This window comes from Streptomyces sp. RKAG290, from assembly GCF_023701695.1.
GTDB lineage: Bacteria > Actinomycetota > Actinomycetes > Streptomycetales > Streptomycetaceae > Streptomyces.
This window is the reverse complement of record NZ_JAJOZC010000001.1, coordinates 3,566,885-3,581,313: the sequence shown is the minus strand read 5'-3', so window position 1 is coordinate 3,581,313 and position 14,429 is coordinate 3,566,885. Positions and strand designations below refer to the sequence as shown.

Annotated in this window: 13 protein-coding genes; 7 read left to right on the top strand and 6 right to left on the bottom strand. The window is 71.7% G+C overall.

Annotated features, from left to right (window positions below):
• The first annotated feature begins 193 nt into the window (after window positions 1-193).
• Together LNW71_RS15590 and LNW71_RS15585 are read left to right on the top strand one after the other, a co-directional pair.
• On the top strand, window positions 194-2,098 hold the full coding sequence (locus tag LNW71_RS15590; RefSeq protein WP_374119525.1) for a tetratricopeptide repeat protein: 1,905 nt from the start codon (window positions 194-196) through the stop codon (window positions 2,096-2,098).
• Between the two features lie 158 nt (window positions 2,099-2,256).
• Window positions 2,257-2,925: a DUF4232 domain-containing protein gene (locus tag LNW71_RS15585; RefSeq protein WP_250968778.1), complete on the top strand. Its 669-nt coding sequence runs from the start codon at window positions 2,257-2,259 to the stop codon at window positions 2,923-2,925.
• A gap of 34 nt (window positions 2,926-2,959) precedes the next feature.
• Here LNW71_RS15585 and LNW71_RS15580 read toward each other — a convergent pair whose 3' ends face one another.
• Entirely contained in the window at window positions 2,960-4,771 is a 1,812-nt protein-coding gene (locus LNW71_RS15580; RefSeq protein ID WP_250968777.1) for an NHL domain-containing thioredoxin family protein, read from the bottom strand.
• 64 nt (window positions 4,772-4,835) lie between these two features.
• Between LNW71_RS15580 and LNW71_RS15575 the strand changes: the two genes are divergently transcribed.
• A complete protein-coding gene (locus tag LNW71_RS15575; protein ID WP_250968776.1) occupies window positions 4,836-5,327 on the top strand; it encodes an LURP-one-related family protein in 492 nt (163 codons plus the stop codon).
• A 94-nt stretch (window positions 5,328-5,421) separates the two neighbouring features.
• Here the strand turns inward: LNW71_RS15575 and LNW71_RS15570 are convergent, their stop codons facing one another.
• A complete protein-coding gene (locus tag LNW71_RS15570) occupies window positions 5,422-6,222 on the bottom strand; it encodes a carbon-nitrogen family hydrolase (RefSeq protein WP_250968775.1) in 801 nt (266 codons plus the stop codon).
• 179 nt (window positions 6,223-6,401) lie between these two features.
• Between LNW71_RS15570 and LNW71_RS15565 the strand changes: the two genes are divergently transcribed.
• Window positions 6,402-7,226: a maleylpyruvate isomerase family mycothiol-dependent enzyme gene (locus LNW71_RS15565; protein ID WP_250968774.1), complete on the top strand. Its 825-nt coding sequence runs from the start codon at window positions 6,402-6,404 to the stop codon at window positions 7,224-7,226.
• 77 nt (window positions 7,227-7,303) lie between these two features.
• Here the strand turns inward: LNW71_RS15565 and LNW71_RS15560 are convergent, their stop codons facing one another.
• Window positions 7,304-8,614: an MFS transporter gene (locus tag LNW71_RS15560; RefSeq protein ID WP_250968773.1), complete on the bottom strand. Its 1,311-nt coding sequence runs from the start codon at window positions 8,612-8,614 to the stop codon at window positions 7,304-7,306.
• Window positions 8,611-9,285: a GntR family transcriptional regulator gene (locus LNW71_RS15555; RefSeq protein WP_250968772.1), complete on the bottom strand. Its 675-nt coding sequence runs from the start codon at window positions 9,283-9,285 to the stop codon at window positions 8,611-8,613. The genes LNW71_RS15560 and LNW71_RS15555 overlap by 4 nt, the downstream gene beginning before the upstream one ends.
• Window positions 9,286-9,685: 400 nt before the next feature.
• Here LNW71_RS15555 and LNW71_RS15550 point away from each other — a divergent pair, with 400 nt between their 5' ends.
• A complete protein-coding gene (locus LNW71_RS15550; RefSeq protein WP_250968771.1) occupies window positions 9,686-10,588 on the top strand; it encodes a D-alanyl-D-alanine carboxypeptidase family protein in 903 nt (300 codons plus the stop codon).
• Window positions 10,589-10,682: 94 nt separating this feature from the next.
• Here the strand turns inward: LNW71_RS15550 and LNW71_RS15545 are convergent, their stop codons facing one another.
• On the bottom strand, window positions 10,683-11,396 hold the full coding sequence (locus tag LNW71_RS15545) for a DUF4232 domain-containing protein (protein WP_250968770.1): 714 nt from the start codon (window positions 11,394-11,396) through the stop codon (window positions 10,683-10,685).
• Window positions 11,397-11,600: 204 nt separating this feature from the next.
• On the opposite strand from LNW71_RS15545, the gene LNW71_RS15540 reads away from it, so the two are divergent.
• Together LNW71_RS15540 and LNW71_RS15535 are read left to right on the top strand one after the other, a co-directional pair.
• A complete protein-coding gene (locus tag LNW71_RS15540) occupies window positions 11,601-12,068 on the top strand; it encodes an SAM-dependent methyltransferase (RefSeq protein ID WP_250968769.1) in 468 nt (155 codons plus the stop codon).
• 111 nt (window positions 12,069-12,179) lie between these two features.
• Complete coding sequence (locus LNW71_RS15535) at window positions 12,180-12,878, top strand: alpha/beta hydrolase (RefSeq protein WP_250968768.1); 699 nt, start codon at window positions 12,180-12,182, stop codon at window positions 12,876-12,878.
• A 125-nt stretch (window positions 12,879-13,003) separates the two neighbouring features.
• On the opposite strand, the gene LNW71_RS15530 is transcribed toward LNW71_RS15535, so the two are convergent.
• On the bottom strand, window positions 13,004-14,425 hold the full coding sequence (locus LNW71_RS15530; RefSeq protein WP_250968767.1) for a dihydrolipoamide acetyltransferase family protein: 1,422 nt from the start codon (window positions 14,423-14,425) through the stop codon (window positions 13,004-13,006).
• Window positions 14,426-14,429 lie beyond the last annotated feature (4 nt).

Here is a 14,429-nt window from a genome sequence, read left to right as displayed (position 1 = left end):
TACGCGCAGATCCTGCGCGGCCACCCCGAGCCCGCCCCCGGCCCGCCGTCCGTGGCGGGCACCGAAGCGACGACCGGCACCGGGCCCGCCACCCCGGCACGACCCGCGCGCACCGACGCCCAGGAACCACCCGCCCACCGGCCCCCGCACCCCTCCCCCGCCGTTCCCCGCCGGCGACCCCCACCCCGCCGACCTGCTGCCCCGCGCCCCGCGCGGCTTCCACGGCCGGGCGGCCGAACTCGCCGCACTCTCCCGCGCGGCGGCGGGCGAGGCACCCGTCTGCCTGGTCACCGGACCGGCCGGGGTGGGCAAGACCGCACTCGTCCTGCACTGGGCGCGCCGCGCCTCCGCCGCCTTCCCGGACGGACGCCTCTTCGCCGACCTGCGCGGCTTCGGCGACACGGGGGAGCCGGCACCCCTGGAGATCCTGCGCGAGTTCCTGCTCGCACTCGGCGTCCCGCCCCGCCGGGTCCCGGAATCCGTCGCCGCCGCCGCGGCGCTCTTCCGCTCACTCACCGACCGGCGCAGCCTGCTCGTCGTCCTCGACAACGCCCGTAGCTCCGCCCAGGTCAGACCACTGCTGCCGGGCGGCACCGACTGCGTCACGCTGATCACCAGCAGGCACCGGCTGGACGGCCTCGTCGCCTCGGACGCCGCCCGCCCGGTCCCGCTGGACGTGCTCGGACCACCGGACGGCACCGCCCTGCTGGCCGGGGTGCTCGGCGAGGAGCGGGTGCTCGCCGAACCGGTGGCGGCCCGCCGGCTCGCCGAACTCTGCGGCGGACTGCCGCTCGCCCTGCGGGTCACGGCCGCCCGGCTGGCGGGCCGCCCGCACCGGACACTCGCCGGGACGGCCGACGAACTGGCAGACGAGCGCAGCCGGCTGACGTACCTGGACGTGGAGGACACCGGGGTCTCCGCCGCGCTGCGGCTGACCGTGCAGCAACTGCCGCCGGAGGCCGTCCACCACTTCACCCGGCTCGGCCACCACCCCGGCAGCCACTTCGACCCGTACACGGCCGCGGCACTCGCCGGCAGTGACCCGGTCGCCGCCGCGGCCGCGCTGGAGCGGCTCGCCGCCGCCCACCTCGTCACCGAGACGGGCCCGGGGCGCTGGGTGCTGCACGATCTGGTGCGTCTGTACGCCCGCGGCCTCGACCCCGCGTCCGGGCCCGAAGCCCTCGTCGGCGTCCTCGACCACTGCATCGCGACCGCCCTCGCCGCCGCCGACACGGCCGAACCGGGCGGCGAGCCCTGCTTCGTACTGCCGCAGGACTACCACCGGCCCACCGCCGTACGGGACTTCACCGACCGCGCCGCGGCCATGAGCTGGCTGGCCGGCGAGCGCGAGGACCTGGCCCTGGCCGCTGCCGCCGCCCGGAGCGCCGGCCTGGAGGACCGTGCCTGGCGGATCATCCTGCTCCAGTGGCCGCACGTGGTGTGGCGGGCCCGGGACGGCTGGACACCGATGCTGGAGCTGGCACTGGACGCCGCGGTCGCACGGAGCGACCCGTACGCCGAGTCCCGGGTCCGCAATCTGCTGGGCTGGGTGCTGTCGGAGGAGGGCAGGACCGCGGAAGCCGTCGCACTGCTGGAGCCTTCCCCCGGTCTTGCCCGGCGGGCCGGCGACCGGCTCGGCGAGGCGACGGCCCTGATCAACCTGGCCATCGTCCAGGCCGAGCAGGGCGCGCTCGACCTGGCGCTGGAGGGCTGCGGACGCGCACTCGAACTGGCGCGGCAGGAACCCGACGCGCACACCGAGATGCTCGCCCTGCAGCACCTCGCCCGGATGCAGCTCGCCGACGGCCGGCCGCAGGACGCCCTGGACTCCGCCCGGACCGCGTTCGACCTCGGCCCCGAGCACGAGGACGCCGCCCGCCGGGTACTGCTGCTGGCCGTCAGCGGTGAGGCAGAACTGGCCCTCGGCGCGGAGGCCGAAGGCATCCGGCTGCTCGACCGGGCCGCCGACGAGGCGGAGCGCGCCGGGTACGACGAGGGCGCCGTGGGGGCACTGGAGGTGCTGCTGCGGGTGACCGCCGCGCCACAGTACGTACGGCGGCACGAAGAGGCGGTACGGCGGCTCACCGACGACGGGTGAACCCCGGCGCCGCACGGGCAACGCGACGACGGCAGGACGTTAGCCGCACAGCAACGAGACGTGAGCGGCAGCCGGAAGACTCATGGATGTCAGCAGGTCAGGCGCGACTCACCACCCCGCCCGGCCCTCGCCTCACCGTCACACACGGGGGAAATTCCATGTCTGCCTTCCGCAACCGCACCACGGCCCTGGCCACCACCACCGCCGTCCTCGCCCTGGCGCTCACCGCCTGCGGCGGCAGCGGGACCGGCACCCGGTCCGAAGGCCCGGCGAACAGCTCCGCACCGGCCGCCGCGAAGACCGCGACCGGCACCGCCACCGGGACGAGCGGCACCGCGAAGACCCCGGTCACCGCGGAGATCAGCGGAACGGCGAAGGTCAGCGGCACCTCGAAGACCTCCGCCACCACCCCCGCCTGCACCACCGAGGACCTGAAGATCAGCGCCGCCGCCCAGGACGGCCCGCCCCTCACCCACCTCGTCCTGACCGCGAAGAACACCTCGGGCCACACGTGCGGGCTGAACGGCTTCCCCGAGATCCAGTTCCTGGAGAGCCACAAGCAGAACGTGCCGGCGGTCGGCAGCAGCAAGCCGGCCACCCCGGTCGTGCTCGCCGCCGGCGCACCGGCCTACGCGCTGGTGAAGCTCTCGGACGGCGGCGCCGACGAGGACGTCGAGCCCGTGATCGCGTTCTCCGTGACGCTCCAGCACGGCGGCGGACAGGCCGCCGTGCGCGCGCCGGGAGCCGAGGGCATCGCCGTCGACCCGGCGAAGGCACTGACCGGCTACTGGACGTACGAGCTGCGCAACGGCGCCGACGACTTCTGAGCCCTCGCCTGCGCCACCCTCAGCGCCACATCCCTCAGCCCTGGTCGTCCATCCCGGCGAGCACCAGGGGCAGCCGGGGCGTTCCCTGCGCGGTGACGCGGACGGGGACGCCCCAGTCCTGCTGGTGGACGTGACAGGCCGGGTACTCGTTCGCGGGGTCGTCGTCGCAGGACGCGGCCATCGCCGAGACATGCAGGATGCCCTCGGTCACCCCGTCCGCCAGGACCAGGTCGCGGAAGAGGTCGGTACCCGCTCCCTCGCCCTGCGCCAGCAGCTCCGGCGGGGTCGACGAGACCAGCAGCCGGGTCGAGGGCCCGTACCGGGTGTCCAGCTTCTGACCGGCGGGCGCCTGGAAGACGACATCGAGCCGGAGCGTGCCCGCGGCGATCTCGGTGGCGGCACGCTGCGTCCGGTGCGCCTGGTCCGCGACGCGTACCGCCTCCTCGGGCAGCCGCAGCCGGGTGAGCCGGTGCCGGGCGGACTCGACGACCACGAGATCGCCGTCGACCAGCACGGCGTCGCTGGGCTCGCGCAGATCCGTGGCCAGCGTGGTGACCTCACCGCTCGCCGGGTCGTAGCGGCGCAGGGCGTGGTTGTACGTGTCGCAGACGGCGACGGACCCGTCGGGCAGCGCGGTGACGCCCAGCGGGTGCTGGAGCAGCGCCTGGCCGGCGGCCCCGTCGCGGTGGCCGAAGTCGAAGAGTCCGGTGCCGACGGCGGTGTGGACGGCGCCCTCCAGGTCCACGTAGCGCAGCGAGGATGTCTCCGAGTCGGCGACCCAGAGCCGGTCCTGGGTGGCGGCGAGCCCGGACGGCTGGGCGAACCAGGCCTCGTCGCCCGGTCCGTCGACGAGTCCCTCGTTCGTCGTGCCGGCCGCGACCCGCACGGTGCCGTCCTCGGCGTCGTACGTCCACAGCTGGTGCACGCCCGCCATGGCGATCCAGAGCCGGCCGTCGAACCAGGCCACGTCCCACGGCGAGCTGAGGTCGACCTCGCGGCCCGAGCCGCTGGTAGGCGCCCCCTGCCACCACTGGCGGCCGGTACCGGCGAGGGTGCTCGTCACACCGGTCGTGAGGTCGAGTGCGCGGATGGCGTGATTGACGGTGTCGGCGACGGCGATCCGCCCGTCGGGCAGCACCGCCAGCCCCTGCGGCTCGCTGAACCGAACGTCCTCGGGCCCGCCGTCCGTGAAGCCGCGGTCGCCGGTGCCGAAGTGGCGGCGGATGCTCTCGCCGTCGGCCTCCAGCTCGACCAGCCGGTGACGGGTGGTGTCGGAGACCAGGAACCCGCCGTCGGCCAGCAGCAGCGCCTTGCCGGGGAACCTCAGGTGCGTGGCCACCGGCTCGGGGGCCACGTAGGGGCCGTCACCGCGCCGCAGGGTGCCCTTCGCCGCGTGCTCGGTCTCCAGCTCCTCGACCAGCTTCTCGATGGCGTGGGCGTGCCCCTCGCCCGCGTGCTGGGCGACGACGTACCCCTCGGGGTCGACCACGACGAGCGTCGGCCAGGCGCGCACGGCGTACTGCTTCCAGGTGGCGAGCTCGGGATCGTCCAGCACCGGGTGGTGCACCTCGTACCGCTCGACGGCGTCGACGACGGCCTGGTGCTCCGCCTCGTGGACGAACTTCGGCGAGTGCACGCCGATGATCACCACGGTGTCGCGGTGCTTCTCCTCAAGCTCGCGCAGCTCATCGAGGACATGCAGACAGTTCACACAGCAAAATGTCCAAAAATCCAAGATCACGATTCGTCCCCGCAGGTCAGCGAGGGTGTACTGCTGATCTCCTGTATTGAGCCAGCCGCCCTTGCCGATCAGTTCGGGGGCCCTGACGCGCGCACGTGTTGCCATGTGAACAGTCAACATCACCGTGGCGTCCACGCATTCCACAGGTGCCTCGGGGAACCTGTGAGCCATGAGACTTCTCGTGCGTGAGCGACTGTTCGGCATCGGTGACGACTACTGGATCGAGGATGCGGACGGGCGCAAGGTCTTCCTCGTCGACGGCAAGGCCATGCGGGTGCGCGACACCTTCGAGCTGAAGGACGCGCAGGGCCGGATCGTCGTCGAGATCAAGCAGAAGCTGATCAGCCTGCGCGACACGATGCTCATCGAGCGGGACGGCGAGCAGCTGGCCAAGGTCAAGCGGAAGCGGCTGTCGCTGCTGCGGAACCACTACCGGGTGACGCTGGTGGACGGCACCGAGCTGGACGTCAGCGGCAAGATCCTGGACCGCGAGTTCGCGGTGGACTACGACGGGGAGCTGCTGGCCCAGATCTCGCGCCGCTGGCTGACCGTGCGCGACACGTACGGGATCGACATCGTGCGTGACGACGCGGATGCGGCGCTGCTGATCGCGGTGGCGGTGTGCGTGATCGTCCTCGCGGAGAAGGATCACGAGGACTGAGCGCGGGCGGTGCCTGTTTCACGTGAAACAGGCACCGGGCAAGCGAGGGCGCCGGTCCGGCGGTGACGCGGAACCGGCCGGCGCCGGTGCCCGACTACCCGAGGGTCGTCGGCGGGGCGAGCCCCATCCGGCGGTCCTTGAGGGCCGGGAACTGGTCACGGATGGCGGCGACCCGGGACGGGTCGAACTCCACGTTCAGCACTTCCTCGTCCGCGCCCGCCTCGGCGAGCACCTCACCCCACGGGTCGACGACGATGCTGTGGCCGGCCTGCTGGACCCCCGCGTGGGTGCCGGCGGAGCCGACGGCCAGCACGTAGGCCTGGTTCTCGACGGCCCTGGCCTGCGCGAGCAGCGTCCAGTGCGCGCGGCGGCGCTCGGGCCAGCCCGCCGCGACGACCAGGGTCTCCGCGCCCGCATCGACCAGCCCCCGGAACATCTCCGGGAAGCGCAGGTCGTAGCAGGTGGCGAGGCCGAGCGTGGTCTGCGGCAGGGCGAGCGTCACCAGCTCGTCGCCGGCGCCCATCATGACCGCCTCGCCCTTGTCGAAGCCGAAGCGGTGGATCTTGCGGTACGTGGCGGCCCGCTCACCGTCGGGGGTGAAGACGAGCGTGGTGTTGTACAGCGTGCCGTCGGCCGCCCGTTCCACGAAGGAGCCGGCGTGCAGCCAGACCCCGGCCTCGGCGGCCGCCTTGGCCATCCGCTCGTGGGTGGGGCCGCGCAGTGGTTCGGCCTCGTCCTCGAACTCCTGGTAGGCGAAGGCTCCGACCGGCCAGAGCTCGGGCAGGATCACGAGGTCGGCGCCCCGTTGGGCCGCGATCAGCGAAGCCGCGCGCTCCCTACGGGAATTGACGGATTCGTCCGGGTCTACTGCGATCTGGATGAGAGAGGCGCGCACACTACCACCGTCCTGGCATATGAGCCGTCAACACGGGCCTACGATCGTCACACGAAAGCACTGCCGGGGTGCCTGCTCGCAGCGTAACTTGGACCGACCGAACCTCACTGCAGCTCGCAGCCCGCCGTCCGCGCCCAAGCTCTCCAGCCCATGCACCGCAGAACCGCACGAGGGGTCCCGTGACCGTCCATCCCATCCTCCAGACCTACGCCGACGCCTGGACCCACTCCATCGAGTCGATAGCCGAGCTGGTGAGCCCGCTCACCGAGGGGGAGTGGAACGTCCGCACACCGTGCCCCGCCTGGTCGGTGCGCGACATCGTGTCGCACATCATCGGCATGGAGTGCGAGCAGCTCGGCGATCCGCGCCCGATCCACACGCTGCCGCGCGATCTTTACCACGTGCAGAGCGAGTTCGCTCGCTACATGGAGATGCAGGTCGACGTGCGGCGCCACCACACCGCGCCGGAGATGACCTCCGAGCTGGAGTACACGATCATCCGCCGGGCCCGTCAGCTGCGCAACGAGTCGCGTGACCCGGAGACCATGACGCGGGCGCCGCTCGGCGCAGAGCAGACCCTCGAACTGGCGCTGCGGATGCGTGCCTTCGACGTCTGGGTGCACGAGCAGGACCTGCGCACGACGCTGCGGCAGCCCGGCAGTCTGGACTCCCCCGGTGCCTTGATCGTCCGGGACACGCTGCTGGCCGCGCTGCCGAAGGTGGTGGCCAAGGACGCGGGCGCACCGCCCAACTCCGCGGTCGTGCTGGATGTGCACGGTCCGGTGGAATTCCTGCGCACGGTCCGGGTCGACGCGGAGGGCCACGGATCGGTGGACGGTGCGCCGTCGCTGGGTCCCGCGGTGACGCTGTCGATGGACTGGGAGACGTACGTCCGGCTCGCCTGCGGCCGGGTGCGGGCGGGCGCGGTCGCGGACCGCATCAAGTCCGAGGGTGACCAGGACCTGGCGGGCGCCATCCTGCAGAACTTCGCCGTCACCCCGTAGTCGGGCACAGCACAGCGCCCGGCGGCGTCCGCCCGGCAGTGGACGGGCACGCCGCCGGACGGGGCGCGGTCCGGGGGTCAGGCGGGTACGTGCACCGCTTCCACCCGGCTGACCACATGGTGCTCGCGTTCCCGGTGCGCGGCCCTGGCCCGCAGCCGCAGGATCTGTACGACCCCGAGCGTCTCCAGGACGAAGACCGAGGCGAACGCGATGCGGTAGTTGTCGCCGGTCGCGTCCAGCAGGACACCGACGGCGAACAGCGTGGTCATCGAGGCGACGAAGCCGCCCATGTTGACGATGCCCGACGCGGTGCCCTGGCGCTCCGGCGGATTGGCCGGGCGGGCGAAGTCGAAGCCGATCATCGACGCGGGCCCGCAGGAGCCGAGCACCACGCACAGGGTGACCAGCAGCCACATCGGCGCGTGGTCCCCGGGGTGCAGGATGGCCGACGCCCACAGCAGGGCCGTCATCGCGACGGTGCCCAGCGCGAGGGGGATCCGGGCCGCGTGGTGGCGGGCGATGATCTGGCCGTAGACGAGGCCGACGGCCATGTTGGAGAGCACCACGAGGGTGAGCAGCTCCCCCGCGGTCGCCCGGCTCAGTCCCTGCGCCTCGACGAGGAACGGCATGCCCCACAGGAGCAGGAACACCATCGCCGGGAACTGCGTGGTGAAGTGCACCCACATGCCGAGCCGGGTGCCGGGCTCCCGCCAGGCGGCGGCGATCTGTCTGCGCACGTACGCGGCGCCGGAGTGCTCGGCGGGCGGGGGTGCGTGTCCCTCGGGGTGGTCCTTGAGGAAGAGCAGGAGCAGTACCAGCACCAGGACGCCGGCCAGTGAGCTGCCGACGAAGGTGGTGGTCCAGCCGAAGCCGTGCAGGGAGCGTGCGATGACGAGCGTCGAGACGAGGTTGCCCGCCATCCCGAAGAGTGCGGCGACCTGACCGATCAGCGGGCCGCGCCTGGCCGGGAACCAGCGGGCTCCCAGGCGCAGCACGCTGATGAACGTCATCGCGTCGCCGCAGCCCAGCAGGGCGCGGGAGGCCAGCGCGGTGCCGTACGAGGGGGAGAGTGCGAAGCCGAGCTGTCCGAGGGTGAACAGGACGGCCCCGATGGTGAGGACCTTCTTGGTGCCGAGCCGGTCCACCATCAGGCCGACAGGTATCTGCATGCCGGCGTAGACGAGCAGCTGGAGGATGGAGAAGGTGGAGAGCGCCGAGGCGTTGACGTCGAACCGGTCGGCGGCGTCGAGTCCGGCGACGCCCAGGCTGGTGCGGAAGATGATGGCGACGAAGTAGACGGCGACGCCGACGCCCCAGACCCGGGCGGCGCGGCGGCCGCCGGGCGGGTCGCCGGGCAAGGACAGGGTGGGAGAGGCGGCGGAACTCACCGGTCCTCCCCCCTGACCAGCGCCTTGACCCGGCTGACGTGGCGGCGCACGACCTGCGCGGCGCCGTCCGCGTCACCGGCCCTGATCGCCTCCAGCAGTTCGCTGTGCTCGGCGATGTTGTCGGCGATCCGGCCGGGGTGGGCCTCCATGACGGCGACGCCCATCCGCAGCTGCCGGTCGCGCAGCTGGTCGTAGAGGCGGGACAGGATGTCGTTGCCGGCGTGGCGGACGATCTCGGCGTGGAAGCAGCGGTCCTTCACGGAGACGGCGGCCAGATCGCCGGCCAGCGACATCTGCCGCTGCTCCTCCAGGAGCTCCTCCAGCCGGGCGATCAGCTTCGCGGACGCGGGCACGGCCTTGCGTACGGCGAACTCCTCGACGAGCAGCCGGGTCTCCACCACGTCCGCGATCTCCTGGGCGGAGACGGCGAGCACCAGGGCGCCCTTCTTCGGGTAGAGCTTGATGAGTCCTTCGACCTCCAGCCGCAGCAGCGCCTCGCGCACGGGTGTGCGGGAGACTCCGACGGCGTCCGCGAGATCGCCCTCGGTCAGCAGCGTCCCGCCCTCGTAGCGGCGGTCCAGTACCGCTTCCTTGATGTGGGTGTAGACGCGTTCGGCGGCGGGTGGCTGCTTCACGGGCGGGCGGACGGGGGACGAGGCTGGGGCTGGCATGCACACAGCATAGATACAACATGCATGCAGAGGGTGGCGCGTCCGGATATTGGACCCCACCGGACATCCTTGGCGCAGCTCCCGTGCACTTGCCCCGAACCCGGGTACACGGCGGGCCCGGGGCGCCCGGAGAGCGCCCCACGGAGTGAGGGGTCGGACGATGACTGAGCCCAGCACCGACAAGGCACGCCACGGACCGGGCGGAGGCGGGGCCCGGACGCCGGGAGCGGGCGGCATCACCACCCCCGGGCGGCCAGGACCACCACCGGCCCGCGCCCCACTCCCTGATGTCGTAAAAAATCACTCCTCGCATGCCACAACCATTCATCGGACTCATAAGTCTCACCAGAGCGCGGCACCCTCATGTGGCCGCATTCCAGGGGCATTTGGAGCGTTCAACTTGAATATCGGCATTAAGGGCATAAGGCGCGTATCGGCCACCGCCACGGTCGCCCTCACCGCAGGTGCCGTCATCGCGGGCGGCGCGTTCGCGTCCACGGCGCAGGCCGCCGCCGCACCGAAGACGCCCACGATCGTCGCCAAGGGCGGCTTCGTGATGAACAACGGCACCGGGAAGACCCTCTTCACCAAGGCCGCGGACACCCGTCGCTCCACCGGCTCCACCACGAAGATCATGACGGCCCGGGTGGTGCTGGCGCAGAAGGGCCTCAACCTTGATTCCAAGGTCACGGTCCAGAAGGCGTACAGCGACTACATCGTCTCCAAGGGCGCGTCCTCGGCCCGCCTCATCGTGGGCGACAAGCTCACCGTCCGTCAGCTGCTGTACGGCCTGATGCTGCCGTCGGGCTGCGACGCCGCGTACGCGCTGGCCGACAAGTTCGGCTCCGGCTCCACGCGCGCGGCCCGGGTGAAGTCGTTCATCGGCAAGATGAACAGCACCGCCAAGACGCTCGGGCTGAAGAACACCCACTTCGACTCGTTCGACGGCATAGGGAACGGGTCCAACTACTCGACCCCGCGCGACCTGACGAAGCTCGCCAGCAGCGCGATGAAGTACTCCACGTTCCGCACGGTCGTGAAGACGAAGTCGACGAAGCAGAAGACCACCACGAAGAGCGGTGGTTACCGCTACATGTCGTGGACCAACACCAACAAGCTGCTGGGCACCTACAGCGGCGCGATCGGTGTGAAGACCGGCTCCGGCCCGTCGGCCAAGTACTGCCTGGTCTTCGCCGCGACCCGTAGCGGCAAGACGGTCATCGGCACGGTCCTGACCTCCACCTCGGAGGCGAACCGCACCGCGGACGCGAAGAAGCTCATGGACTACGGCTTCAAGAAGTAGCCCGGTCCCGCACCACGAGGGAGGGGCCCCGCGGAAAGTCCGCGGGGCCCCTCTCGCGTGTCCGGCAACGCCCTGAACTCCTGGGCCGAGCGGATCAGCCGCCCTGGCCTGCGCTGCCGATCGGGCCCACCAGCACCTGGGCACCGTCGGGGCTGTCCGAGGCAGGCAGCGAGCCGTTGCCCGGCCAGTCGAGAGTGACCGACTTCGTCTCGTTCGGCGGTGTCACCACCAGCCCCGTGATGCGGACGCCGGAGCCGCCCGACTCATTGAGCGGGTAGCTGACGTAGAAGTCGATTTCCTTCCCGTTCTTGAGGACGTACGGGTCGCCGGGCTCACCCTTGCGCGTGGCGGAGATCGTCCCCGAGTTGGTCTTCAGGTCGACGCCCGCGAACCCGGAGATCACACAGTCCGCACCGCTGCCGTTCGTCAGCTGCACCACGACCGATCCGTCGCGGTCGCCTTCGATGAAGCCGTTCTTCGCCGTGACCTCCAGCCCGTCGGTGGTGCACTTGGCGGGCTTGGCACCCGAGCCGCTCCCGCTGCCGCCGGAGCTCGACCTACCGGAGTCCGAGCCGGCGGAGCTCGTCCCGGCGGACTCCTTCCCGTCGCCCTGATCCGAACCGCCCGAGCCCGAACCACCGTCCGAGGACGACGCGGATGACGCGGATGACGCGGACGACGCGGACGACGCGGTGGACCCGGCCGACGGGTCGCTCTGCCCCGCGCCGTCATCGTCGTTCTGGCAGGCCGTGAGCGAGAGACCCGCGGCAACGACCAGGGCTGCGAAGGTGAGCTTGTGAACGCGCATCGTTTCTTCCTCAGTTCGGTGGCGGTGCCGGCTGCTCGGTACGGGTCGGTCCGAGCGAGCGCTTCTGATCATCAGGACCGGCCGGGCCCGGGAGCCCGTTCCGCCCAACCACCCACTAATACATTCCTGTTACACGTGCAGCCGGGCGGCACGCGCGCCGTCCGCCTCTGGGCACGCCACCGGCCGAGGCGATAGAACGTTGCCATGCCAAGCTTCGAGATCACACCGATAGGCACGGTCCGCAACGACCGGACGGACGTCCAGCACACGGACAACTGGGGTGCGGTGCGCAGCACGATCACCGTCGACGAACGTTTCGGCGAGGCATGTCTCCAGGGGCTTGAGGGGTTCTCCCACGTGGAGGTCCTCTTCGTCTTCGACCGGTTCCCGGAACACGACGACTACCGGGAACCCCGCCCCTACCGCGGCCGGTCCGACCTCCCGCCCGTCGGCGTCTTCGCCGGCCGCGGGCCCCGCAGACCGAACCGCATCGGGGTGACGTGCTGCGCCGTCGAATCCGTCCGCGGCCGCGAACTGACGGTGGTCGGCCTCGACGCGGTCTCCGGCACCCCGGTCATCGACCTCAAGCCGACGATGGCGGAGTTCCGCGCGGTGGAGGTCGAGCAGCCGGAATGGGTCAGCGACATGATGTCGGAGTACTTCCGGCCGTAACCGCCCCTGCGCCTACGCCCGGCGCAGACCGGCCTGGAAGGCGTTCCACGCGGTGTTCGCCGTCAGCCGACTCGGGCGCGAGCGGCGGTGGTGCCGCGACAGGATGCCCGTATGCAGCCGACCTTCGTTCTCGTCCACAGCCCCTCGGTCGGTCCCTCGACCTGGCACCCGGTGGCCGAGCAGCTGACCGCCGCCGGCTACCAGGTACGCGTACCGTCCCTGCTGGACGTGGGCGCAGGCGAACCGCCGTTCTGGCCCCGGGCAGCCGCCGCCGTGCGGGACGGCCTGCGGGACATCCCGGCGGATCAGCCGCTCGTGCTGGTGGCACACAGCAATGCGGGGCTGTTCATCCCGGCCATCCGCGCGGGGCTCGACCACCAGGTGGCCGCCTCGGTCTTCGTCGACGCGGCCCTGCCGGCCCGCACCGGACCGACCCCTGTCGCCCCGCCCGAACTGCTTGAGTTCCTCGGGCCCATGGCAGTCGACGGCACGCTGCCGCGCTGGACCGACTGGTGGGACGAGGCCGACATCGCACCGATGTTCTCCGACCCCGCGATGAGGCAGCGGGTCATCGACGAGCAGCCGAGGCTGCCGCTGTCCTACTACGAGCAGCACGTCCCGGTCCCCGACGGCTGGGACGACCACCCGTGCTCGTACCTGCTGTTCGGGCCCCCGTACGACGACGTGGCCACGGACGCGAGGGAACGCGGGTGGTGCGTAGCGCACCTGGCCGGCGCGCACCTGCACCAGATCGTCGACCCCGTCGGCACGGCCCGGCACCTCGTGGAACTCACCCCGGACGGGGCCTGAAGCGGGACCGCCTGTCGGGACGCAAGCCGCGCACCGTCGGCAAGACCGTGTTCGCCGAACCGCCCTGCGGGAGCCGGACATGCCGATGGCCCCGCGCGGGCTTCGCGCGGGGCCATCGCACACACCTACGCCCAGGTGATCAGCCGCTTCGGCTGCTCCAGGATCGCGGCCACGTCGGCCAGCACCTTGGAGCCGAGCTCGCCGTCGACCAGGCGGTGGTCGAAGGAGAGCGCCAGGGTGGTGACCTGGCGGGGCTTGACCTTGCCCTTGTGGACCCAGGGCTGGAGCTTGATCGCGCCGACCGCGAGGATCGCGGACTCGCCCGGGTTCAGGATCGGCGTGCCCGTGTCGACGCCGAAGACGCCGACGTTGGTGATGGTCACCGTGCCGCCCGCCATCGCCGCGGGGGACGTCTTGCCCTCGCGGGCGGTGGAGACCAGCTCGCCCAGGGACGCGGCCAGCTGCGGCAGCGTCTGCGCGTCCGCGTCCTTGATGTTCGGCACGATCAGTCCGCGCGGGGTGGCGGCGGCGATGCCCAGGTTGACGTAGTGCTTGTGCACGATCTCCTGGTTCGCCTCGTCCCAGGCGGCGTTGACCTCGGGGTTCCGCTTGATCGCGACCAGGAGGGCCTTGGCGATGATCAGGAGCGGGTTGACCCGCACCCCCGCCATCTCCTTGTCCTCCTTGAGCTCCGCCACCAGCTTCATCGTGCGCGTCACGTCGATGGTCACGAACTCGGTGACGTGCGGAGCCGTGAAGGCGCTGCCGACCATCGCCTGCGCGATGGCCTTGCGGACACCCTTGACCGGGATACGGGTCTCGCGCGCGCCCGCCGCGGGGGCGGCGACGGCCGGGACCGCGGCCGGAGCCGGAGCGTCGGCCTGCACGGGTACGACGGCCGGCGCGGGCGTCGCCGCCGCGTGCACGTCCTCGCGGGTGATGACGCCGCCCTCGCCGGTCGGGGTGACCTCCGCCAGGTCGATGCCCAGGTCCTTGGCCAGCTTGCGCACCGGCGGTTTGGCGAGCGGGCGGGCCTCGGGGACGGCGGAGGGGCCGTGGCCGTTCATCTCGCCCTGGATCGCGGCCGACGCGGCGGCGGGCGCCGCCTCGGTGCCCTTGCGGGCGCGCCGCTTGGTGGAGGACTCGGCCACGCCGTAGCCCACCAGCACGGGCTGGCGGCCCTTGGGCGCCTCCGGCTCCGGCTCGGGCTCGGCGGCGGGTGCGGGTACGGTCTGCGGCTCGGCGGCCTCGGCCGCCACCGCGTCGCCGCTGCCCGGCGCCACGTCCACCGAGATGATCACCTGGCCGACGTCGACGGTCGTGCCCTCGGCGAAGCGCAGTTCGTGCACCACCCCGTCGTACGGGATGGGCAGCTCCACGGCCGCCTTGGCCGTCTCGACCTCGCAGACGACCTGGCCGTCGGTAACGGTGTCGCCCGGCTGGACGAACCACTTGAGGATCTCGGCCTCGGTCAGTCCCTCGCCCACGTCGGGCATCTTGAACTCACGGAAGCGAGCAGCGTTGGAAGTGTCGGTCATCGTTGTCACGCCC

Bases quoted from the DNA above. Each gene is read 5' to 3' on its own strand.
- LNW71_RS15545 (WP_250968770.1), bottom strand. From the start codon at position 11,396: ATGCGCGTTCACAAGCTCACCTTCGCAGCCCTGGTCGTTGCCGCGGGT.
- LNW71_RS15575 (WP_250968776.1), top strand. From the start codon at position 4,836: ATGAGACTTCTCGTGCGTGAGCGACTGTTCGGCATCGGTGACGACTAC.
- LNW71_RS15585 (WP_250968778.1), top strand. From the start codon at position 2,257: ATGTCTGCCTTCCGCAACCGCACCACGGCCCTGGCCACCACCACCGCC.
- LNW71_RS15555 (WP_250968772.1), bottom strand. From the start codon at position 9,285: ATGCCAGCCCCAGCCTCGTCCCCCGTCCGCCCGCCCGTGAAGCAGCCA.
- LNW71_RS15540 (WP_250968769.1), top strand. From the start codon at position 11,601: ATGCCAAGCTTCGAGATCACACCGATAGGCACGGTCCGCAACGACCGG.
- LNW71_RS15535 (WP_250968768.1), top strand. From the start codon at position 12,180: ATGCAGCCGACCTTCGTTCTCGTCCACAGCCCCTCGGTCGGTCCCTCG.
- LNW71_RS15580 (WP_250968777.1), bottom strand. From the start codon at position 4,771: ATGGCAACACGTGCGCGCGTCAGGGCCCCCGAACTGATCGGCAAGGGC.